Below are 21,461 nucleotides of genomic sequence, written 5' to 3' on the forward strand. Positions count from 1 at the left end.
TGGCCCGGGGTGTCCGAGCACCAAAGGACGCCCGGTGTCCGGCCGGGAGGGCCCCGTCCACAGGGGCGACTCACATGATTCCCCCCGAAGGGTGCCTACCCGTATGCTCTGCTGGATGGAGCCGTGTGCCCCGGGGCACCGGCCGAAGCCAGCACGACCCTCCAACCCGGCTCTGAGGCGGTGGTCCCCACGGTTACCCGTGCCCTACCCCGCCCTGCCCTGCGGACCGGATCGCTGATCACCAGCGTGGTCCTGCTGGTCATCCTGTCCTTCCCGGTGGCCTCCGGCCTGTCCGGGGAGAGGGACACCGTCGCCCTGCCCGCGCACGGAGGGCAGAGCGCCCCCGAGCGCGACGCCGCGGAGGCCGCCGCCGCCGACGACCCCTCGGGGACGTCGGAGGAGGCGCATCCCTACCGCGGCACCCAGACGGTCTCCCTCGGGCCGCCCGTCTCCGTCTGCGACCAGCGGTCGGTACTGCGGGACCTGCCCGATGTCGTCCCCACGTGCGCACTGCGCCTGGCGGTGTGGGACCAACCCTGGTGGCCGCTGCCCCTGCCGCACCACGACCCCGTTCCCGAACAGGTCGACGCGGAGGAGCTGCCGCCCACCCGGGCACCGCCTCTCACCGCGCACACCCTCGTCTGACCATCCCGGTCGGCCGCTTCCCGGAGCCCTCGACGGCACCGGGACCGGCCCCACGCACCCCCCTGCCCGGCGCCGCCGGGCAAGCGACCGGTACCCACCATCCGCAGTGAGAGGTTCACCCCTTGTCCAGTCAAACGGGAGCCGGGGCGCGCTGGACGCGCGCGCTCATCTCCCTCCTCGTCATCCTCGTCGCGTTCGGCGCGGCGTGGTTCATCCCACCGCGCCTGGGGCTCGACCTCAGCGGCGGTACGCAGATCGTCCTGGAGACCCAGGACGGCACCGACGGCACGCAGGCCAACTCGGAGAACACCGACAAGGTCGTCGAGGTGCTGCGACAGCGCATCGACCGCCTCGGTGTGGCCGAGGCGACCATGTCCCGCTCCGGTGAGAACCGCATCATCGTCGAGCTCCCGGGCGTGCAGGACCCGGCGGAGGCCGCGCAGATCGTCGGCCAGACCGCCCAGCTGTCCTTCCACGAGGTCCTGGGCGTCGGCGACCAGGGTGGCCAGGGCGTGCAGGCCCCGGGCGGAGGCGGCGACTTCGCCAACCCGCCCGCGGACGAGGCCCGCGCCCCCTCCGACGGCCAGGACGGCGCCCCCGAGGGCGGCGGCGAACTGCCGGAGGGCATGGAGGGCCTCGAAGGCATGGAGGGCCTGGAGGACATGCTCGGCGGCCAGGGCGGCATGCCCCAGGCCCCAGCGGGCCCCTCCGCGGAGAACCCCGAGGACGTCGCGCAGACCCTGCCCGACGAGCAGGGCACCATGCTCCAGCTGGGTGAGACCTTCATCCAGGGCGACCGGGTCTCCACGGCCGACGCCGCGCTGGACAGCGCCAACCGCGCCCAGTGGGTCGTCAACGTCGGCTTCCGTGGCGAGGGCCGCGAGCAGTGGCGCGAACTGACCGGCAAGGCCGCCTGCTACAACGAGGGCGACCCCCGCCGCCGCGTGGCGATCGTGCTGGACGACCAGATCATCTCCGCTCCGCAGGTGTCCCCGGAGATCGGTTGTGAAGCCGGTATGTCCGGCGGTCAGACCACCATCAGCGGCAACGACTTCACCAGCGAGAGCGCCGAAGAGCTGGCCGTGCTGATCGAGGGCGGCTCGCTGCCGCTTCCGGTCACCGAGGTCCAGCGCCAGACCGTGGGCCCGACCCTCGGTGCCGCCGCCATCGAGGCCAGCGCCATCGCCGCGCTCCTCGGCATCGCCTTCACCGCCCTGTACATCACGGTGGTGTACCGGCTCGTGGGCTTCCTGGCCTCGATCGCGTTGGCGTTCTACACGCTGATCGCCTACGGAGCGCTGGTCGCCTTGGGGGCCACGTTGACCCTCCCGGGTCTGGCCGGTTTCGTGCTGGCGATCGGTATGGCCATCGACGCGAACGTGCTGATCTTCGAGCGCGCGCGTGAGGAGTACCAACGCCAACAGCGGACGTACGAGGCCAACAAGTCCGCGGGGATGAAGGACGCTGACTCCGAGGTCGCCAAGGCGGAGAGCGGCGCACTGGCTCGCCGTCGCCGCCGGGCCATCGCGCCCAACCTGGAGAAGGCGTTCGTCCAGGGCACGCAGAAGGCCTGGAGCGCGGTCCTCGACACCAACGTCACCACGTTCCTCGCCGCCGGTCTGCTGTTCTTCTTCGCCTCCGGCACCGTGCAGGGCTTCGGCGTCACGCTGAGCATCGGCACCATCGCCTCGATGATCTCCGCGCTGATCATCGCGCGCGTGTTCGTCGAGTGGGCCGTGCGGCGCGCGGTCATCAAGAAGCACCCGTCGATCACCGGTCTCGACCGCGTCGGCCCGGTCCGCACCTGGCTGGTCGAGAAGAACCCGCAGCTCATGGACCACCGCCGGACCGGTCTGATCGTCGCGGCGCTGATCGTGCTCGTCGCGATCGCCGCCCCGCTGGTCCGCGACACCAACCTGGGTGTCGAGTTCACCGGCGGCCGGGTCCTGGAGTACGAGATCACCGGCGACCAGACCCTCTCGGTCGACGAGGCCCGTTCGGTCATCTCCGGGCTGAACTTCCCGGGTTCGGACACCGCCGTGGTGCAGGAGTCCGGTAACGGCGACATCGCCGTGCGTACCGGCGACATCTCCGACGCCGAGGCCGCCACCATCGCCGACGCCCTCACCGAGGAGACCGGCGGCGTGGAGATGGTCAGCGACGAGCTGATCGGCCCGAGCATGGGCGACGAGCTGCGCAACCGGGCCCTGATCGCCCTGGGCGCGGCCCTGGCCCTCCAGATGATCTACCTGGCCTGGCGTTTCCGCTGGTCCTTCGGTGTGTCCACCATGCTGTCGCTGGCCTTCAACATGGTGCTGGTCATCGGGCTGTTCATCTGGCTGGGCAAGCCGATCGACGGTGTCTTCCTCGCCGCGATCCTGAGTGTCATCGGCTTCACGGTCAACGACACGGTGGTGGTGTTCGACCGTGTCCGAGACGAATGGGCGAGGGACGAGAAGTCCTCGTTCAAGGAGATCGCCAACCGCGCGGTGCTCAACACCCTGCCGCGTACGGTCAACACGACCGTCGGCGCGTGGATCATCCTGGGCTTCCTCACCTTCCTCGGTGGGTCCTCGCTCCAGGACTTCTCCATCGCGATGCTGGTCGGTCTCACCACCGGTGTGGTCTCCACGGTGTTCGTCGCGGTGCCGATCGCCATCTGGCTCCAGAAGTGGGACAGGACGCCCGCGCCGCACGTGCTCAAGGAGCGCAAGGCCAAGGAGAAGGTGGCCGCCAAGGCCGCCCGGGACGCGGACGACGGTGCCGTCGTCTGATCCCGGCCTCCGGCAGAGGAGGGGCCCCGGTCCGCGCACACCGCGCGGTCCGGGGCCCCTCCCCGTTTCCGGGGGCGCTCCGTCAGGCCTGCGTGGGGGCGGGAGCGCCCTCGGAGGCCTGCACCAGCACGAAGCCCTGACCCTCCAGGGAGAGTTGGAAGGCCTCGCCGCTGCCGCGACCGATGATGGCGCCCGCCCTGACGGTGCTCCGGATGCCGGCACGGAGCGTGCTCGACCACGCCACGGCCGCGTCGGTGTCGACGAAGGTGGGTTGGTCGACGTTGAGCAGTACGGGCGTCCCGTGGCAGGCGACCGCCACGCGGCCGTGCCCGGTGAACACGGTGTTGAACAGGCCCCCGGCCGCCATTCCGGCGCCCTGGACACGGCGGATGTCCCATTCGAGGCCCGGCTCGAAGGCGAGCACGTTCTCCCCGCTGACCGTGATGGAGTCGCCCTCCAGGTCGATCAGGTGGACGTCCCATGCGTCCCTGGCCAGGAACACGTCGCCCTGCCCGGAGACGCGCATCAGCGGCAGGCCCTCACCGGTGAAGGCCTTCTTGAAGAACTTCCCGACACTGCCGGAGCCCTGGTAGGCGAAGTCGATGTTGCCCTGGTAGGCGACCATGGAGCCCTGCCGGGCGAGGAACTCGCCGTTCAGGCCCACCCTCAGCATCTTGTGGTTCTGTAGGTGCATGCCCGGACGCTGGGTCTCCTGGGCCTGCTGGAAGAGCTCGCTGCGCATGGTCGGATCCTCGTTCCTGTCGCCGTTACTGCCAGGTTCGACGCCGCCCGCCCGAAAAGGTTCCGGAAGGCGACGCGGGTCTCACTCAGCCTCGACGACCCCGTGGACCAGGTCGTACACGCGGCGCTTGGGCACGCCGGTCTCCTTGGCGACCCGGGTGATCGCCTCCTTGCGGCGCACACCCTCCTCCTCCAGGGCCGCCACGGCCTCCACCAGGTCGGTGTCGCTGGTGCGCTCCGCCCGGGGCCGGGCGCCCTCCACGACCACGGAGATCTCACCCCGCACCCCCTCCGCCGCCCACGCGGCCAACTCCCCGAGGCCACCCCGGCGCACCTCCTCGTAGGTCTTGGTGAGCTCACGGCACACCGCCGCGCGGCGGTCCGCGCCGAAGGCCCCGGACATCGCCTCCAGGGTGGCGGCGATGCGGTGCGGGCTCTCGAAGAACACCATCGTGCGGCGCTCTTCGGCCAGTTCAGTGAGATACCCCTTCAGGCCCTTGCGCGGCGGGAAGCCCTCGAAGCAGAATCGGTCGGTGGGCAGACCGGACACCACCAGGGCCGTGGTCACCGCGGACGGACCCGGAATGGCGGTGACCGGAATCCCCTCGTCGGCGCAGGCGGCTGCCAGGCGGTATCCGGGGTCGGACACCCCGGGCATCCCGGCGTCGGTGACGACCAGCACCTCCTCTCCACGGCGGAGGTCGGCGAGGAGTTCCTCGCCCCGGCGGCTCTCGTTCTGGTCGTAGTAGGAGACGATCCGGGCACCGGTCGCCCCGCCCAACCGAATACCGGTACGGGAGGCGAACTGCCTCAGGCGACGGGTGTCCTCGGCCGCGATCACGCGTGCCTCCTCGAGCGCGTGGAGGAGTCGGGGCGGCGCGTCCTCCTGGTTTCCGATGGGAAGACCCGCCAGTACGAGCCTCCCGACTCGCCGCGTCCCGTCAACGACCTCAACCACTGTGATCCCCGTTCTGTCGCGCTACGGTTGGCTCTATCGCGCCACCCGAAACCCGGTTTCGCGGCCCGTCCGCAACGGACCCCCATCTCTGACCCCAACCTACGAGCCGAGATGACCAGCACCGCACTTCACAGCGAGGTACCGCCCTCGAACCCCCCGGCCGCGGCCCAGCCGCCCACGCTCCGTTCCCGTTTCTCGCCCCGCCTGCCCAGCCCGTGGTGGCTGGGGTGGCTGGGCGCCCTCGTCGTCGCGGGCTTCGCGGGGGCGCTGAGGTTCTTCAACCTCGGCCAGCCCGACCGCATCTACTTCGACGAGACCTACTACGCCACGGACGCCCACGCCCTCTGGGAGTTCGGGTACGAGCACGACGCGCTGGACCACTCCGACGACCTGCTGAGCCAGGGGGACGCGAACATCTGGACCGGCGGGGGCGACTTCATCGTCCATCCGCCGGTCGGCAAGTGGATGATCGCGCTCGGTGACTGGCTGTACTCGATCATGCCGTTCGGCTCGGCCGTGACCCCCGAGGGCTGGCGGGTGGCCTCGGCCGTGGCCGGGGTCCTCTCGGTGCTCATCCTGGTACGGCTCGCCACCCGGATGACCCGCTCGGTGCTGCTCGGCTGCACGGCCGGGCTCATCATGGCGCTGGACGGCCTGCACTTCACGCTCAGCCGCATCGCCATGGTGGACATCTTCCTCACCCTGTGGATCCTGGCCGGGTTCGCCTGCCTGGTGATCGACCGGGACCGGACACGGGAGCGGCTGGCCCGGATCGCGGAGGCCGGTGCCGACGTCACCGCGGTGGGCTGGCTGGGGATGCGCTGGTGGCGCCTGGCAGCGGGACTGTGCTTCGGCCTGGCGATCGGCACCAAGTGGTCCGCTCTGTTCTTCGTGGCCGCCTTCGGCCTGCTCACCGTCGCCTGGGACTACGGGGCTCGGCGCAGTGCCGGTCAGCGGCGTCCGCTGGGCCGGTGGTTCGGCTTCGACGCCGTCCCGGCGTTCGTGCAGACCGTGGTGGTGGCGGGTGTCGTCTACCTCGTCTCGTGGTCGGGCTGGCTCCTCACCCGGGGCGGCTACAACCGGGACTTCGCGGAGGGCCTGGTCCCCGGCTGGGTTCCGGGGTTCCTGCGCACGCCGCTGGAGGCCCTGTGGAGCCTGTGGGACTACCACGGCCGCATGATGAACTTCCACTCCAACCTGAGCAGCGACCACTCCTACATCTCGGCGCCGTGGGAGTGGCTGGTCATGCGCACCCCGGTGCTGTTCCACTACAACGGCCAGGCCGTGGGGTGCGACACCGGGAACTGCGTGACCTCGGTGGTCTCCATCGGCACCCCGGTCGTCTGGTGGCTCAGCATCATCGCCGTGACCGTGATGTTCGGCTGGTGGATCACCTTCCGGGACTGGCGCGCGGGCGCGGTGCTCCTCGCGGTCGCCGCCGGCTGGCTGCCGTGGTTCGCCTACCCCGAACGCCCCATGTTCCTCTTCTACGCGCTGCCGATCCTGCCCTTCCTGATCCTGGCGATCGTGCTGGCGCTGGGACTCGTGATGGGCGCTGGCGAGGACAGTCCCCGGTTCGCCCCGTACCTGCGGGCGCTGGGCGGGGTGGTCTTCGGTGTGGTGGTCCTGCTGATCATCGCCCACTTCGCCTATCTGTATCCGGTGTTGTCCGCCTATCCGATACCTGAGGAGACCTGGCGCGACCGACTCTGGTTCGACGTGTGGGTCTACGGCAGGGACGCTTCCTGACGCTCTCCGGGGAACGGTGAAAACCGTTCCCCGGAACACATCTCCATTAGTGGCAGAAGGGCAGGAAAGCAACAGTTTCGAGTTGCCGAAAGAGGACACTCCGGAATCGCGGATTCGCGCCGGAAAAGCCTCGGCAAAGCCCCACTCCCCCTGGTACTGTCTGCAACTGGTTGCTGTTGTTGTTTCCATGGATGCCCGAGGCGCCTCGCGGAACTGCACGTGGGCGCTCGTCGATTCGGGATTACCGTTCGTCGGTTGGCGCCCGGCGACCCGGGACCAGCAGGGTGCGGTCCCGCCGTAGTCCCCAAGGGAGAGCACATGGCTCAGGGCACCGTGAAGTGGTTCAACTCTGAGAAGGGTTTCGGGTTCATCGCCGTCGAGGGTGGTCAGCCCGACGTGTTCGTGCACTACTCGGCGATCGCGGGTACCGGCTTCCGGAACCTGGAAGAGGACCAGAAGGTCGAGTTCGACATCATCCAGGGCCCGAAGGGCCCGCAGGCGGCGGACGTTCGCGCGGTCTGACCGTCACACGTGCGTCTTCCCAGCCCTCCGCTCGGTGAGCGGGGGGCTGGACCGCTTTCGGGCGGCGGACCGGGGGCCTGCCGGGTGGTCGGAAGGTCCGCGCCGCGCCGATCCCCAACAAGGGGGTACGCGGTTACCCAAGCCCGGCGATACCGGTTAACCTGCTTGAAGCCGGTAGGTACACCAGGAGCGAGGACTGAACATGTTCGGCATCAGTGGGGGAGAGTTCGTCCTACTCCTTCTGCTCGCTCTCCTGATCTTCGGCCCCGACCAGCTCCCCAAGGCCGCCCAGCAGGTCGGCCGGGTCCTGCGCCAGCTCCGTACCATGGCCAACTCCGCCTCCAACGACATCAAGGAGGGGCTCGGCCCGGAGTACAAGGACTTCGACGTCCAGGACCTCAACCCCAAGCGCTTCATCCAGAAGCACTTCTGGGAGGAAGAGGAGGAGGCGGAGCGCAGGCCCGCCTCCCAGCTCAACGGCAAGCGCCCGCCCTTCGACGACGAGGCCACGTAGCGCTCCTGCCGTCGGCCCCTCAGCCGACGAGCATCAGGAAGAACGATCCCAGGGCGAGCAGCACCACCCCCCCGATGATGATCGCGGGCGAGCCCAGGACCACGATCAGCACCTCCGCCGTCACGGCACCGCCCAGCGCTGCGGCGATCCACGGCCACCGGGGTCGGGGCGCCCAGTCGTGACGCCGCTCGCGGGCCGTCGCGACCAGGAACGCCAGCCCGATCAGGAGCCAGAAGCCCAGGTGGGCGGCGATGCGCACCCCCGGATCGACGTAGTCGGCCATGCCGCCGACGATCATGACGTAGAAGACGGTGCCGGTGGCCAGGCGCCAGAATCCCCGGCTCCGTTCCACCGGGATGACCTTGCTCCTGGCCGGGGTGGTGCGCCGGAACCGTTCGGCGGCGACCGGTGGTTCGTGCTCCCCCGGTCTCGGTTCCGGCCGGGGCGCGGCTCGGCGCGGCGCCTGTTCGGATTCGGTGGGGCGGACGTACCCGCCCTGCGGTTCTGGTTCCTCTGGCTGCTGGTATCCGCCTGGGTACTGGGGGGAGTCGGACACGGAGGTTCCGCCCCTTCACGGTCGGTCCGGACCTGACTGTCCTGTTGTCGTACCGGGCTCCTACCCGTTGCGGTCGGGGGTCGAATCCCCCTTCCGGAGTCGGTCGCCCGCGGGGCGGCCGCCCCGCACCGCGAACGCACCCGTTCCGGGCACGCGAAAGGGGCCAGCCGACGCGGTCGGACAGGCCCCCGTACACGTGAGTTCCCGAGAGAACTTTCAGCGTCTGCTGGTTACCACCAGCTCCAGCCGTTGCTCTTGCGAGAGGCCTTCGCGTGCATGGTCATGGCATCCACCTTTCCATCGATGTCTCCGGCCCATCCCGCAACCAAGATGTCCCATCCGGACGGGCTTCACAAGACCCATGCTCGAATAATCGTCATTCCGTGGTCAGCCCTCGACCGAAGATTGCAGCAGCGGCACAGGAAAGCCCGACGAAGTCACTGTCGTCGCAGTTCAGGCGAGTTCCCTTTGCCCCATGCCAAACGGACCCTCCCCGATGACCTGCAAAGACAAGACCGGCGCGGGGCAAAATCCCCGAGGGTGAACATAACAGAGTGTGATGGTATCGCTATTGTGGTTTCGACGCTGGGAAACCGCACAATCGGCCACGTCGGGGCGGGTCCCGTCGCGGCAACGCGTACCAGTAGGGGGACAAGCCGGAAGAAAACAGCACAGAACATGGCTTCCAGGGCGTATCACCAGAAGACGGACGATCACGCTTCGTGTTGGAAGCGGAACGCGCCTCCCCATGGAAGACGGTCCCGCCCCACGCGCCGGGACCGGGTTTCGGCCATTCACTAACGGCAGTATTCTCCGCCGATTTACGCCGTGAACGGCTCCCCCGTCCGCACCGGGGCCGGAGGCCGTTCACGACCGGAAAAGGTGGGGCCTCAGCCGATCGCCAGGCCACCCACGATGAGCGCGCCACCTGCGGCGACCAGGCCGGTCACCAGACTCGCCGCCCCCAACGGGATGAGCACCCTCAGCCGGTTGGGGGCCTGGGGATCGCGGCCGACCACCGACAGGAAGAACCCGGCGGGCATCAGGATGGCGGCCAGGAGAACCAGGTCCCCGAGCAGCCGCCCCCAGTCCGGGACGGTCGGCTGGTCCAACAGGAGCCGGACGACCAGGCCGAGGATCACCAGGACCCCGGCGTGCGCGTGCCCCGCGCGGAAGTAGGAGCGCTGGAGTTCGTTGGCGGGGAAGACGCCGTTGACCACCCGGAGCAGGAACGTGCCCCCGTAGGCGATGCCGACCACGGTGAGCAGAACGGCACCGGACGTGATGAGTGTCGCGGCTGACATGGGTCACTCCTGTGCTGGTGAGGGGGGTTGCCCGGAGGGGCCGAAGAGGAGCCCGGCGCTGCGGCGGGTGATGGTCAGCAGATCGGCGTCCCCGAGCAGGGCCCGCACCCCGGAGCTGTCGAGGTTCCCGGTGAGCGCCAGCGTGGCGATGCCGTGCACGATCGCCCATCCCGCCACCACCCCGGCGGCGGGGTCGTCGCCCCGGTCCCCCTCGTCGGACACCGAGGCCGCACCCGAACGGAGTTCGTCGAAGGCGGCGCCCCGAGCGGCGGAGAGCGCGGGGTCGGCCTCGTCGAGCAGGGTCGGCGCGAACATCACCTGGAAGTGGGCCGGGCGCTCCGTGGCGAAGCGCACGTACTCGACCCCGGACTCCAGGAATCCGCCGCCCGCTTCCCTGTTGGCACCCAACCGGTCGGCCAGCTCGGTGAAGCCCTCGGTGGCCAGGGCGTTGAGGACGCCCTCCCGGCTGCCGAAGTGGTACCTCGGGGCCGTGTGGCTCACTCCGAGGTCGGCCGCGAGCGATCGCAGGCTGAAGGCGTAGGGGCCCTCCCGTTCGATGACCTCCGCCGCCCGCGCGAGCACGGCGGCCCGCAGGTTCCCATGGTGGTATCCGTCTGTCATGCGGGCGACTATACACCGGAAAGTTTCCATCGTATAGATTCGGTTGCGAAGATCCGCACGCCCTGACCCATAGGACATCCGGGACCACCGAGGTATCGTGGAACGCACACCGGTCCGCCCGCTTCAGGGAATAGACGCTTCGCCGGTGACACTCGGGGCTCCGGTCCGGACGACCGCCCGCCACAGGGAACAGCAGCATCCGTCCGGAACGACCAGGGACACGTCGAAGAGCCCGGTTCGCTGAACCGGGCCCTTCGACGTGTCTGGGTTCCCCTTGGGAAAACCTGGGTTCCCCTCGGGGAAAGACGAAACGACCCCGCGAGGAGGCCAGAGGCCCCCGAACAGGGTCGTTTCAGAGTCGAACAGGGTCACTTCAGAGCCCCGGGGGTCCAAGGGGGTCGCCCCCCTTGGGGAAAAGACGAAACGACCCCGCGAGGAGGCCAGAGGCCCCCGAACAGGGTCACTTCAGAGCCCCGGGGGTCCAAGGGGGTCGCCCCCCTTGGGGAAAAGACGAAACGACCCCGTGAGGAGGCCAGAGGCCCCCGAACAGGGTCGTTTCAGAGTGAAGTGGAGCTATGGGGATTTGAACCCCAGACCCCCTCGATGCGAACGAGGTGCGCTACCGGACTGCGCCATAGCCCCTGAAGACGTTTGAAAGACTATCAGGAGATTGCGGGTGGTCCGAACCGGATCTTCGGGCTCAGTCTCCGGCGGCCCGCAGTCGGGCGTCCGCGTACTGGTCGTAGACCTGGCTGCGGCGCTCGATGAAGGCGATGATCTCGGCCTCGCGCTCGGCCTCTCGGGCCTGCTCCACCTCGGCTCGGCGAGCCCTCAGGACCGCCTGGCGGCGCGCCCTGACCGCCGCCTCGCGGCGCTCCGCGTCGGCCTTGGCGGCCTCGCGCAGCAGGGCCATGTGCCCGAAGAGCAGCAGGACCGGGGGGGCGATCACCCACCAGGGACCCAGACCGAAGGCGACCGCGATGATCGTGCCGAGGTTCAGCAGGGTGAGCACGGTGGTGCGTCGGCGCCGACGGGCGATGACGCGGGACCGGGGCTCGTGCCCGACACGCGTGCGCGCCTCGGCGACTGGACGGCTCCGCTCCGGTGCACCCCCCACGGCGCCCTGGTCGCCGCTGAAGACAGGACGGTGGATCACCTGGGTCTCGGTCAGGTCCGGGTCCGCCTCGTCGTCTGAGGCGTCCTCAGCGCGCTGCTCGGAGTCCTCGTCGGCCTCGGTCGCCTCGGCGTCCTCGTCCTCGCGGCGGGTGTCCTCGTGGACGGTGTCCACCGAGTCCTTCCGCAGCAGCATCGGGACGAGGACGATGAGCCAGACCACCACGATGGCCAGGTACAGAGGAGAGCTGCTCATCACCCCTCCTCACGATGACGGCCACTGAACGTTGGTCGACACTTCGTCGACACCGCCCCGCGTGTGGCTGGACGTACTCCCGGAAGTAGAGACGTCCTCCGGCTGGACTTCGTTCCTGGCCCTCGTCGGACCGGGGTCGATTCCCATGTGCCATATCCACGCGTTGCCCGCATCGTCAATGCGTCTATGTTCCGCACGGTACGACCCCGTGTCCATAAATGCGCCACATTCCGACCGGAGTGTCGCAAGATTGTGGACCCTCAGTTTCGGTCGTCACACCCTCCCGAACGAAAGAGCAGGTCAGGCGATGACTGCGGAGCGCAGTGCCAATTCAACGCAAAGTAATGAATCATTGTGCTTAAAGAGGGGTTTAAGATCCGGACGCATCCGTGATCGTGCCATGTTCAGTTCGATCCCGGGTACGGACTCGCCGGATCCCACGGATCGCCGGCACCGTTCGGGCCCTGTGGCCCCAATGCGGAACCGGGGCCGGAACCCCCCTCCTCGGGTGGACCGGAAGGAGCCCCGTCGTACCAGCGGCGCAGCACGCCCCGGGGCACCTCCTCCGCCGTGAGGGCGTAGCAGATGTGGTCCCGCCAGGCGCCGTCGATGTGGAGCTGGCGTCTGCGCACCCCCTCGTCGCGGAATCCCAGCTTGGTGACCACTCGTCGGCTGGCGCGGTTCTCGGGACGGATGTTGGCCTCGATCCGATGGAGTCCGACAGTGAAGAAGGAGTGGTCGACGGCCAGGGCGACGGCGGTCGGGGTGATCCCGCGCCCCGCGTAGGCGCTGTCGACCCAGTAGCCGACCTGCGCCGATCTGGCCGAGCCCCACACGATGGCGCCCACCGTGATCTGGCCCACGAAGCGACCCTCGTAGGTGATGGACCACGGCATCGACAGGCCCTGCCTGGCTTCGCGGCGGATGGCCTGGAGCATGGCCACGTAGGGCGCCAGCCCGGTGGTGCGGAGCGGCATCTCGGGGTAGGTGGGCTCCCAGGGACGCAACCACTCGGCGTTGCGCGCCCGGGTGTCCCGGAGAAGGGGCGCGTCGCGAAGGCGCAGAGGGCGAAGCGCGATCGGCCCTTCGTGAAGGGTGACGGGCCACCCCTGTCTGCGGTTCACGTCCGTCCTTCCGAGCCCTCCGGACCGCCCTGCGCGGTCGTGCCACCGACCCTCGGCGCTCGCGGAGCTCCCGGTGTCGGTGACGCCTTCCAGTATTCCACTCCGCGGGCGTGAGGTGGCGGGCGTCACCCTCACTGCACGAGAATCGGATGTTTCCAAACTCCATTCACTCCAGCACCGAAAACCGGGACCGGGTCAAGCAATTCTCCGCTCCCGGAATGCCCCGGATGTGATTCCGGTCATTCTCGGGTGTCATTCGGGCCGAGGGTGGTCTCCACCCCGGAGCTGGTCGATCGCGTGGCCCAGAACCGGCTCCAGGACGTCCATCCCGTCGCGCACGCCGCCTCTGGAACCGGGCAGGTTCACCACGACAGCCCGGTGTCCGGAACGTTCCGCGATCCCTGCCAGGCCGCGCGAGAGGATGGCGGTGGGCACACCCTTCTCCCGGCCGGCCGCTCTGAGGGCCTCCGCGATCCCGGGGATCTCCCGCGTCAGGAGCGGGCGCGTCGCCTCCGGGGTGAGGTCCTGCGGCGTGAGCCCGGTGCCCCCGGTGGTCAGGACGGCGTCCACGCCCTCGTCCAGGGCACGCTCGATCGCCTCGGCGACCGGCGCGCCGTCCGGAACCACCCAGGGCCCGACCACCGCGCAGCCCATGTCCCGGAGCCGTTCCGCGATCACCGGCCCGGAGCGGTCCGGGTAGACCCCGGACGCCGCGCGGTTGGAGGCGGTCACCACCGCGACCCGGTGCACGGCGTCACTCACCGCGCCTCCAGTGGCCCTTCTTCCCGCCGGTCTTCTCCTCGACCCGCACCCGGGTCACCTCGGCCTCCGGGTCGATCGCCTTGACCATGTCGACCAGCCCGAGGGCGGCGGTCATCACGCAGGTGAGCGCCTCCATCTCGACTCCGGTGCGGTCAGCGGTGCGCACCGTGGCGCTGACGTCCACCCCGTCGTCCGTCACCTTCAGGTCCACGTCCACGCCGTGCACGGCGATCGGGTGGCACAGCGGGACGAGGTCCGGGGTGCGCTTGGCCCCCTGGATACCGGCGATCCGGGCGACGGCGAGGGCGTCGCCCTTGGGGACCCCTCCGCCACGCAGGGCCGCGACCGTCTCCGGGTTGAGCAGGACCCTGCCGGTGGCCGTGGCCGTGCGGGCGCTGACGGACTTGGCGGAGACGTCCACCATGCGCGCGGAGCCGGACTCGTCGAGGTGCGTGAGGCCGGAGGGGTGCGCCTCCGGGCGTGGGGTGTCGGTCATCGCTGTGGAGCCACTCATCGTCTCGTACGGACACGCGGCAGCCCGGAACGGTCAGCCACGGGGACGCGGCGCGCGTCCCAGGACGACGGTACTCCTCCGCTGGGACAGCCGGACCGTTGGTCAGGGCTCCGGCAGGACCAGGACCTCGACCACCTCACCGGCTGCCAGCTCGGTGACCTCCTCCGGGACGACCAGGAGTCCGTTGGCGCCGGCCAGCGCGGACAGCTGGTGGGAGCCCTGGCGCACGGCAGGGGCGACTGCGGGTACCGGGTCCGGCGCGATGGGGTCGGACAGCACAGCGCGCAGGTAGGAGCGGCGGTCCCGGGGCGATCCGACCGAGGTGGCCAGCCGCGCCCGCACGCTCGGCAGGGGGTTCGGAGGCAGACCGCGCAGCCTGCGCAGGACCGGCCGCACGAACAGGTGGAACGAGACGAAGGCGCTCACCGGGTTGCCCGGGAGGGTGATGATCGGGGTGTCGTCCGGGCCGATCGTGCCGAACCCCTGGGGCTTGCCGGGCTGCATCGCCACCTGGGTGAACTCCACGGTGCCCTTGGTGGAGAGCACCTCCTTCACCACGTCGTAGGCGCCCATGCTCACACCGCCGGTGGTGACCACCACGTCGGCGCGGACCAGGAGGTCCTCCAGCGTGTCCCAGACGGTGACCGGGTCGTCGCCGACGAAGCCGTGGCGGTACACCTCGCAGCCCTCGTCCCGGGCGGCGGCGGCCAGCATGTAGCTGTTGGACTCGTAGATCTGCCCCGGGCCGAGGGTGCGGCCGGGCTCGACCAGCTCCTCACCGGTGGAGAGCACCACCACGCGAGGCCGCGGGCGGACTGACACCGAGCGACACCCGACCGCCGCGAGGACACCCATCTCCCCCGCACCGACGCGCACTCCTGCGCTCAGCACCGTGGCGCCCTCCAGCACGTCCTCGCCCCGGCGCCGGACGAAGCCGCCCGCCCGCGCGGGGCGGTCGATCGCCACCTCCACCGTGCCGCCGTCGGTCCACTCCACCGGGACCACGGAGTCGGCACCCTCGGGCATGGGGGCGCCGGTCATGATGCGGGCGCACAGCCCGGGCCGGATCGCGGCGGGGTCCGCGTCACCCGCGGGGATGTCGGCCACGACCGGCAGCCGGACCGGGTGCTCGGCGGAGGCCTCGGCCAGGTCGGCGGCGTGCACGGCGTAGCCGTCCATCGAGGAGTTGTCGAAGCCCGGGAGGGACACCGGGGAGACGACCGGCTCGGCGAGCACCGTCCCGTGCGCCTGGAGCAGGTCCAGCTCGGTCGGTCCGGGTACGGCGACCAGCCCCAGAAGGTCGGAGATGTGCTGTTCGACGCTCTTCATGAGGTCCTTCCGGGTCGTGAACGCGCTGGGAGGACCTCCCCCGTCACAGGGGGAGGCCCCGGTCCCATTGTGACCATCTCCGAAGCCGACGTCCCGGACCCGGTCCCCCGGGTCAGCCCCGGAGCTTCTCCTGGCGGTCCAGGAACTCCCTCAGCCAGGGCAGGAGCTCGTCCGCCAGGTCCGGGCGGCCGCAGGCGAACTCGACCACGGTACGGATGTACTCGGCCTTGTTCCCGGTGTCGTAGCGGTTGCCGCGCAGCAGGACGCCACGCACGCCGCCGCCCTTCTCGGGGCTGGTCCTGGCCAGTTCCTTCAGGGCGTCGGTCAGCTGGATCTCGCCGCCGCGCCCGGGCGGGGTGTCGTGCAGGACGGGGAAGACCGCGGGGTCGCACACGTAGCGGCCGATGATCGCCCAGCGACTCGGCGCGTGCTCGGGCGAGGGCTTCTCGACCAGGTCGGTGACGGTGACGACGTCGTCCTCGTCGGTGGTCTCCACCGCCGCACAGCCATAGAGGGAGACCTGTTCGGGCTCCACCTCCATGAGCGCGACGACGCTGCCGCCATGGCTCTGGCGGACCTCGATCATGCGGCGGAGCAGGTCGGCCGACTCGATGAGGTCGTCGCCGAGGAGGACCGCGAAGGGGCTGTCGCCCACGTGAGCCTCCGCGCAGAGCACCGCGTGTCCCAGGCCCCGGGGCTCACCCTGGCGGACGTAGTGGACCTGGGCGAGGTCGCTGGACTCGCGGACGGAACGGAGCTTGTCGTCCTCCCCCTTGGCCGCGAGCGCCTCCTCCAGTTCGTAGGCGCGGTCGAAGTGGTCCTCGATGGAGCGTTTGCTGCGCCCGGTGATCATGAGGACGTCGCCGAGCCCGGCTTCGACGGCCTCCTCCACGACGTACTGGATCGCGGGTTTGTCCACGATCGGCAGCATCTCCTTGGGAGTGGCCTTGGTGGCGGGCAGGAAGCGGGTGCCCAGGCCCGCGGCCGGAACGACCGCCTTGGTCACGGCGGCGTCGGTGCGGGGTCGCTTCTGGTCGGTGTCGGCGCTCATGAACGGCACTTTAGGACAGACAACCCGCGTTACGTGGACCGATGACTTCCCGTGGCCGAGAAGTCCCCGTCGTTTCGGGCGAAGTCGTGGAAACCGCAACCGCGTGTTCACCCCCCGGAGGAAGTCGGGGCCCGGTGCCACACTGGGGCCCATGGGTGCCTCGAACGACCACGACCGGACCGCCAAGCACGCACTGCGCGCACGCATGCTCGCCGCGCGGCGGGAGCGGAGCGCGCCGGAGCGCGACCGTGTGGGTTCGGCGGTCCGCGACACGTTCATGGAGCTGCCCTGGCTGGCGATGGGCGGGACCGTGGCCTGCTACTACTCCGTGGGCGGAGAACCCGGCACACACAGGCTGGTCAACGCGCTGTGGAAGCGGGGCACGTACGTGCTGCTGCCGATCTTCCTGCCCGACGGGACACTCGACTGGGCGGCCTACGAGGGCCCGGACGGCCTCGAACCGGCCGGGCACGGCCTGGTGGAGCCGACCGGACACCGGTACGGCCCCGAGGTCCTCGGCCGCGCGGACGCGGTGGTCTGCCCGGCTGTGGCGGTGGACCGGCGCGGGACGAGGATGGGGCGCGGCGCCGGCTGCTACGACCGCGCGCTGCCGCACAGGGGCCCGCACACCCCCGCGATCGCCGTGGTCCATGACGAGGAGTTCGTGGACGCGCTGCCCGTTGAGGAGCACGACCGGCCGGTGGACGGGGTCGTGACCCCGGGCAGCGGGCTCCACGTGTTCGACCCGGACTCGGCGGTCTGGCCCGGAGGGAACCCGCACGGCCGGGCGGTGTGAGTCGTGCGGAGGTCGGGGCGCCGCTCCCCGGAAGGCCCGGGGATTAAGGCACCGGGTCGCGGCGTTATGGCTGGCGGTCGTGTCCCGCACCCCGCCCCGAACTCGAGCACCCCGTGCGGCCCCGGCCGGGTACGGCCCGACCCGGGCACGCCCGGCGCCGCAGCGGGAGGGGTTGTCGCGGCTGTGGTCGGCGAACGCGTACTATTTAGCAGTCAACGGGTGTGAGTGCCAGCAAGGAGGACCCGGAACAGTGCCTACGTACCAGTACGCGTGCACCGAGTGTGACGCCCAGATGGAGGTCGTGCAGAGCTTCAGCGACGACTCGCTGACGGTCTGCCCCGAGTGCGAGGGGCGCCTGCGCAAGGTGTACTCCGCGGTCGGCATCGTCTTCAAGGGTTCGGGCTTCTACCGCACCGACAGCGGCAAGTCCACCACGAACAGCTCCGCCCTGACCGGTTCCAACACCGCCGACGGCGGCACCGAGGGCAACGGCGGCAAGTCCGGCGACTCCGCCAAGCCCTCCTCCGACTCCGGCTCCACCGCCACCCCCGCCGCCTCCACCCCCAGCACGGGCGGCGGCGACAAGTCGACCAGTAAGAGCACCAGCGGCAGCACCGCCGCCACCACCAGCAGCTGAGCCACCGCACCGTTGACCGTGGCCGCGCCGCCGAGACCCCTCGGCGGCGCTTCTGTTGTCTCCGGGGGCTCCCCGTGTGACGGGGACCGGCTGGGAATCCGCCCTGTGGACAACCCTCCGGAGACGCCCCTCCCGGCCTAGCGTTGAAGGTATGAGCACCTCCCCTCCCGCGTTCCGGCTCCGGCGCGGCCCGCTCCGCCTGCTCGACCGCCACCGCCGTACCGTCGCCGCCGTCCTGACCGCGCTGGCCGTGGTGTGCGCGATCCTCGTCATGCGGCCCCCGCCCCAGCCCCGGGCGGAGGTGCTCGTCGCCGCGCGGGACCTCGACGCCTCCGCGCCGCTGTCCGAGGACGACCTCACCCCCCTGTTCCTGGCGGAGAGCTCCGTTCCGGACGGGGCGCTCTCACCCGCGGACCGGGCGGCCGGGCTCTCACTGAACGCACCGGTGCGCCGGGGTGAGGTGCTGACCGACGCCCGCCTGAGCGACCCGCCCGCGCTCCCCTACGGGGCGGACATGGTCGCCGTGCCGGTGCGGGTGGCCGACCCTGGTGCGGTCGGTCTGCTCTCCCCCGGCAGCCGCGTGGACGTGCTGGCCGCGACGGGCGCGGACGACTTCGGCGGGCCGCCCACCAGACCCGGGCCCGCCGTCGAGGTGGTCGGTGACCGGCCCGTGCTCGCGGTACCTCCGGAGGAGGGTCCGAGCGGGGAGGGCGGTGCGCTGGTCCTGATCGCCGCGACCAGCGAGGAAGCCCGGGCCCTGGCGGGGCACGCGACCTCTTCGCGGCTGTCTGTGACGATTCGCGGTTGACCGATGACCAGGGGTGGTGAAAGCTGTCCGGGCGCCACTTCGGGCGCGTCTCCATCAATTACGAACACGTAGGGCAGTTCCATGGAAGGCTTCAAGAAGTTCCTGCTCCAGGGAAACCTGGTGCAGCTGGCGGTCGCGGTCGTCATCGGCTCCGTCTTCGCCGGACTCATCTCGGCGTTCACCGAAGGGTTCATCACCCCGCTCCTGGGCATCTTCGGCGGGGTCCCGACCTTCGCGGACCTCTACTTCGAGATCAACGGCAGCCGGTTCATGTACGGCGCCTTCGTCGACGCCATGATCTCGTTCCTGATGACCGCCGCGGTCCTGTACTTCCTCGTGGTCCTGCCCATGGGCAAGCTGATGGAGAAGTTCATCAAGGCCGAGGAGGCCACCACCCGCGAGTGCCCCCACTGCTTCTCGGAGATCAACAAGAAGGCCAGCAAGTGCGCCCACTGCACCAGTGAGGTCACGCCCGAGACCGCCTCCTAGGGCACACAGGGGCGTTTCGGCACCCGTCCCGGCACACGGGAGGGCGGCCCCGCGGGGCCGCCCTCCGGGCGCTTGGCGGCCGGTCGGAACCGGTCGCGGATCGGGCCGCCCTAGCCCTCGTACTCCCAGTGCCAGGGCTCGAAGGGACTGGACTTCGCCCAGGCCGGGTGGATCCAGTTGTACTTGGCCCCGTGCTCCTCCATCCAGTTCCACCGCTCCGAACGGAAGTTCTGGATACCGCAGCCGAGGTCGATCGCCTGTCCCAGACCGTGGTTACTGGTGCCGGGCACCGCGGCGAACCCGGGCGGCTCCTGGGCGTAGACGCGGTGCTGGTTGGGCAGGTCGCGGTAGGCGCTGGTGATGCACATGTTCTCGCCGAACTCCTCGACGTACTCCACGTTCAGCTGGAGGAACTCCACGGCGGCGTCGGCCCTCAGGAACTTGTCGTCGTAGAGCGAGCAGAGGGCCTCCTGCGGGAGCAGCCCGTTGGGGTAGCCGCCCGCGTTCGAGGCCGCGCTCGGGTCGCAGTCGGCAGCCGCCATGTAGGCCTCCGGGTCCAGGCCCCGGGACTCCAGTTCGTCGGTGAGCTCGGTCATGCTCGTCTCGGACTGTTCGCGCAGTGAGTCGACCTCCGCGGACAGCTCGGCCTGTTCGAGCTGGGTGAAGGTCTGGAGCTCCTGGGCCTCCCCTGCCAGCCCCACCTGCTCCTCGCGGAGGTCGGTGGCGTCCTGGATGAGCGCCTGGTTGTCCTCGGACAGCTTGGCCGCGTAGGACTGCGTCTGGAGGTCGTCGTCGAGGTCGCCCGCCGCGAGGATGCCGAGGACACCCGCGTCGGGCTGCTGGTACATGGTGCTGGCCAGCCGCGCGAGCGGTTCGCGCATCTCGTTGAGGTCGCCCTCGATCTGCTGGAGCTCGTGGAGGGTGGAGATCAGGTCCTCCTGGGCCTCCTCCAGGGCGTCCTGGCGCTCGACGTACTCGTCGGTCGCCTCCTCAAGGGCGTCGGCGGCCGCCTCCGCGCGCTCGCGGAGGTCCTCCAGGCTCGCTTGGGCTGGCGGGGCGACTGTCACGGACCCGGGAACGACGAACAGGGACGTGACCAGCATGAGTGTCAGCGCCTGCGCGATCCGGACCCGGTGGTGTGCCCCCAGGGTGGTCAGCACCCCGTTACCCGGTACGCGGGACCTACGCCGCGCCGACTCGGAAGTGAACGGCACGAATGATCCTCCGGCTGCATTTTCCTCGAACACCTACTCGTGGCCGCAAGGCAACGTACTACATGTCCACATGCGGACACACTGGACCGAACGGCCCGGCGGCCGAACCCGTGGACGGTTCCCCGCCGTCCTTCCGGCCGTCTCGCGCGGCCTCTGGAAGAAGGCCTGGTCGTCGGGGTGCCGTGACCTAGCGCACCCGCCCGCCCAGAGTGACCGAAGGGCGCTGGCGGCTCTCATCACGACACGCGAAATGAACAACATCACACCGCAACCAGGACAACCAATCGTAGGTCAGCGTACTGTGCCGCGCACGCAGAGTGCCTCGGCCCCACCGCCCCGACACCAATCGGCACCCCACGCACACCCATCCTGGGTTAGGCTTGGCCCCGTGGCCGGGTAACGTCCGGCCCTGGCATCACCCATGGCTCCATAGCTCAGGGGATAGAGCACCGCTCTCCTAAAGCGGGTGTCGCAGGTTCGAATCCTGCTGGGGCCGCATCAACGAAGGGGCTCCCCTCTCGGTCGAGAGGGGAGCCCCTTCGTCCTTTTCCCTCACCAGGAATCCGTCCCAACCCCGTCAAGACGTCACAAGTTCTCGCGCACCTTTCCCTCCGTGCGGCGAAAAGTTGGCGGCGCCGTCCGTGTCGGGCGATGGCCCTCGCACCCTTCCGAGTCATCATGGGCAGGAACGACCAGGTCGGAGGCGTGCACGCGCACGGACGGGGGTGGCCGGATGGCGGACGGGGACCGGGACGACATGACCGAACTCGGGGACGACGCCAAGGGGCGCCAGCGGGGAGGATCGCCCTCGGCGATCTCCGGGGCGCTCAAGAAGGACCCCCAGCCCGGCCCGCAGCACTGGGGCGGCCCGAGGCCCCGCAGGGCGGATCCGGACCGGTTCTTCCCCAGGAAGTTCCCCCGGCTGTCTCCGAAGGACCTCTGAACCGCTCCCCTCGACCGGGCCCCACACTCAGGGGTGCGGAC

Annotated in this window: 22 protein-coding genes and 2 tRNA genes; 11 read left to right on the forward strand and 13 right to left on the reverse strand. The window is 70.0% G+C overall.

From position 1 onward, the window contains the following. The first annotated feature begins 180 nt into the window (after window positions 1-180). Window positions 181-645 carry a hypothetical protein gene (locus tag BDW27_RS12075; protein WP_233515738.1) on the forward strand — a complete coding sequence of 155 codons (465 nt, stop codon included), beginning with the start codon at window positions 181-183 and terminating at the stop codon, window positions 643-645. Window positions 646-767: 122 nt separating this feature from the next. Beyond that, window positions 768-3,419, forward strand: coding sequence for a protein translocase subunit SecD (secD, locus tag BDW27_RS12080; RefSeq protein WP_110049365.1), 2,652 nt, complete (start codon window positions 768-770; stop codon window positions 3,417-3,419). 82 nt (window positions 3,420-3,501) lie between these two features. Here secD and BDW27_RS12085 read toward each other — a convergent pair whose 3' ends face one another. Beyond that, window positions 3,502-4,161, reverse strand: coding sequence for an AIM24 family protein (locus tag BDW27_RS12085; protein ID WP_017543914.1), 660 nt, complete (start codon window positions 4,159-4,161; stop codon window positions 3,502-3,504). Window positions 4,162-4,242: 81 nt separating this feature from the next. Then, a complete protein-coding gene (gene rsmI / locus BDW27_RS12090) occupies window positions 4,243-5,118 on the reverse strand; it encodes a 16S rRNA (cytidine(1402)-2'-O)-methyltransferase (protein ID WP_110049366.1) in 876 nt (291 codons plus the stop codon). A 111-nt stretch (window positions 5,119-5,229) separates the two neighbouring features. Between rsmI and BDW27_RS12095 the strand changes: the two genes are divergently transcribed. From BDW27_RS12095 to BDW27_RS12105, 3 genes are all read left to right on the forward strand, one after another. Next, the gene (locus BDW27_RS12095) at window positions 5,230-6,867 is read left to right on the forward strand and encodes a dolichyl-phosphate-mannose--protein mannosyltransferase (RefSeq protein WP_017543916.1); all 1,638 of its coding nucleotides are present in this window, start codon (window positions 5,230-5,232) and stop codon (window positions 6,865-6,867) included. A gap of 318 nt (window positions 6,868-7,185) precedes the next feature. Further along, window positions 7,186-7,389 (forward strand): cold-shock protein, encoded by a 204-nt coding sequence (locus tag BDW27_RS12100; RefSeq protein ID WP_017543917.1) that lies wholly within the window; start codon window positions 7,186-7,188, stop codon window positions 7,387-7,389. 202 nt (window positions 7,390-7,591) lie between these two features. Further along, window positions 7,592-7,903, forward strand: coding sequence for a sec-independent translocase (locus BDW27_RS12105; RefSeq protein WP_110049367.1), 312 nt, complete (start codon window positions 7,592-7,594; stop codon window positions 7,901-7,903). Between the two features lie 19 nt (window positions 7,904-7,922). On the opposite strand, the gene BDW27_RS12110 is transcribed toward BDW27_RS12105, so the two are convergent. The 10 genes from BDW27_RS12110 to galU form a co-directional block, all read right to left on the reverse strand. Continuing rightward, the gene (locus BDW27_RS12110) at window positions 7,923-8,459 is read right to left on the reverse strand and encodes a hypothetical protein (protein ID WP_110049368.1); all 537 of its coding nucleotides are present in this window, start codon (window positions 8,457-8,459) and stop codon (window positions 7,923-7,925) included. 890 nt (window positions 8,460-9,349) lie between these two features. Continuing rightward, window positions 9,350-9,763: a hypothetical protein gene (locus BDW27_RS12115; protein ID WP_110049369.1), complete on the reverse strand. Its 414-nt coding sequence runs from the start codon at window positions 9,761-9,763 to the stop codon at window positions 9,350-9,352. Between the two features lie 3 nt (window positions 9,764-9,766). Continuing rightward, the gene (locus BDW27_RS12120; RefSeq protein WP_110049370.1) at window positions 9,767-10,384 is read right to left on the reverse strand and encodes a TetR/AcrR family transcriptional regulator; all 618 of its coding nucleotides are present in this window, start codon (window positions 10,382-10,384) and stop codon (window positions 9,767-9,769) included. A gap of 568 nt (window positions 10,385-10,952) precedes the next feature. Beyond that, window positions 10,953-11,026 (reverse strand) — tRNA-Ala (locus BDW27_RS12125). A gap of 58 nt (window positions 11,027-11,084) precedes the next feature. Further along, window positions 11,085-11,753 carry a hypothetical protein gene (locus tag BDW27_RS12130; RefSeq protein WP_110049371.1) on the reverse strand — a complete coding sequence of 223 codons (669 nt, stop codon included), beginning with the start codon at window positions 11,751-11,753 and terminating at the stop codon, window positions 11,085-11,087. A 404-nt stretch (window positions 11,754-12,157) separates the two neighbouring features. Next, a complete protein-coding gene (locus BDW27_RS12135; protein WP_110049372.1) occupies window positions 12,158-12,877 on the reverse strand; it encodes a GNAT family N-acetyltransferase in 720 nt (239 codons plus the stop codon). 252 nt (window positions 12,878-13,129) lie between these two features. Then, window positions 13,130-13,639: a molybdenum cofactor biosynthesis protein B gene (locus tag BDW27_RS12140; RefSeq protein ID WP_017543924.1), complete on the reverse strand. Its 510-nt coding sequence runs from the start codon at window positions 13,637-13,639 to the stop codon at window positions 13,130-13,132. Next, window positions 13,632-14,135, reverse strand: coding sequence for a cyclic pyranopterin monophosphate synthase MoaC (moaC, locus tag BDW27_RS12145; protein WP_017543925.1), 504 nt, complete (start codon window positions 14,133-14,135; stop codon window positions 13,632-13,634). Before moaC ends, BDW27_RS12140 begins: the two co-directional genes overlap by 8 nt. Before the next feature lie 120 nt (window positions 14,136-14,255). Next, on the reverse strand, window positions 14,256-15,482 hold the full coding sequence (glp, locus tag BDW27_RS12150; protein WP_017543926.1) for a gephyrin-like molybdotransferase Glp: 1,227 nt from the start codon (window positions 15,480-15,482) through the stop codon (window positions 14,256-14,258). A 112-nt stretch (window positions 15,483-15,594) separates the two neighbouring features. Then, on the reverse strand, window positions 15,595-16,533 hold the full coding sequence (gene galU, locus BDW27_RS12155) for a UTP--glucose-1-phosphate uridylyltransferase GalU (RefSeq protein WP_017543927.1): 939 nt from the start codon (window positions 16,531-16,533) through the stop codon (window positions 15,595-15,597). A gap of 151 nt (window positions 16,534-16,684) precedes the next feature. On the opposite strand from galU, the gene BDW27_RS12160 reads away from it, so the two are divergent. The 4 genes from BDW27_RS12160 (at window position 16,685) to BDW27_RS12175 (ending at window position 19,263) form a co-directional block, all read left to right on the forward strand. Next, window positions 16,685-17,329 carry a 5-formyltetrahydrofolate cyclo-ligase gene (locus BDW27_RS12160; protein ID WP_110049373.1) on the forward strand — a complete coding sequence of 215 codons (645 nt, stop codon included), beginning with the start codon at window positions 16,685-16,687 and terminating at the stop codon, window positions 17,327-17,329. Window positions 17,330-17,579: 250 nt separating this feature from the next. Further along, a complete protein-coding gene (locus tag BDW27_RS12165; RefSeq protein WP_026129140.1) occupies window positions 17,580-17,966 on the forward strand; it encodes an FmdB family zinc ribbon protein in 387 nt (128 codons plus the stop codon). Window positions 17,967-18,117: 151 nt separating this feature from the next. Further along, entirely contained in the window at window positions 18,118-18,774 is a 657-nt protein-coding gene (locus tag BDW27_RS12170; RefSeq protein WP_110049374.1) for an SAF domain-containing protein, read from the forward strand. 81 nt (window positions 18,775-18,855) lie between these two features. Further along, a complete protein-coding gene (locus BDW27_RS12175; protein WP_017543931.1) occupies window positions 18,856-19,263 on the forward strand; it encodes an MscL family protein in 408 nt (135 codons plus the stop codon). Between the two features lie 110 nt (window positions 19,264-19,373). Here BDW27_RS12175 and BDW27_RS12180 read toward each other — a convergent pair whose 3' ends face one another. After that, complete coding sequence (locus BDW27_RS12180) at window positions 19,374-20,477, reverse strand: D-alanyl-D-alanine carboxypeptidase family protein (RefSeq protein ID WP_110049375.1); 1,104 nt, start codon at window positions 20,475-20,477, stop codon at window positions 19,374-19,376. A 423-nt stretch (window positions 20,478-20,900) separates the two neighbouring features. On the opposite strand from BDW27_RS12180, the gene BDW27_RS12185 reads away from it, so the two are divergent. Further along, window positions 20,901-20,973, forward strand: a tRNA-Arg gene (locus BDW27_RS12185). 237 nt (window positions 20,974-21,210) lie between these two features. Then, a complete protein-coding gene (locus tag BDW27_RS12190; RefSeq protein WP_017543933.1) occupies window positions 21,211-21,420 on the forward strand; it encodes a hypothetical protein in 210 nt (69 codons plus the stop codon). Window positions 21,421-21,461 lie beyond the last annotated feature (41 nt).

The sequence above is a fragment of the Nocardiopsis sp. L17-MgMaSL7 genome (assembly GCF_003182025.1).
In the GTDB taxonomy this organism is placed as follows: domain Bacteria; phylum Actinomycetota; class Actinomycetes; order Streptosporangiales; family Streptosporangiaceae; genus Nocardiopsis; species Nocardiopsis prasina.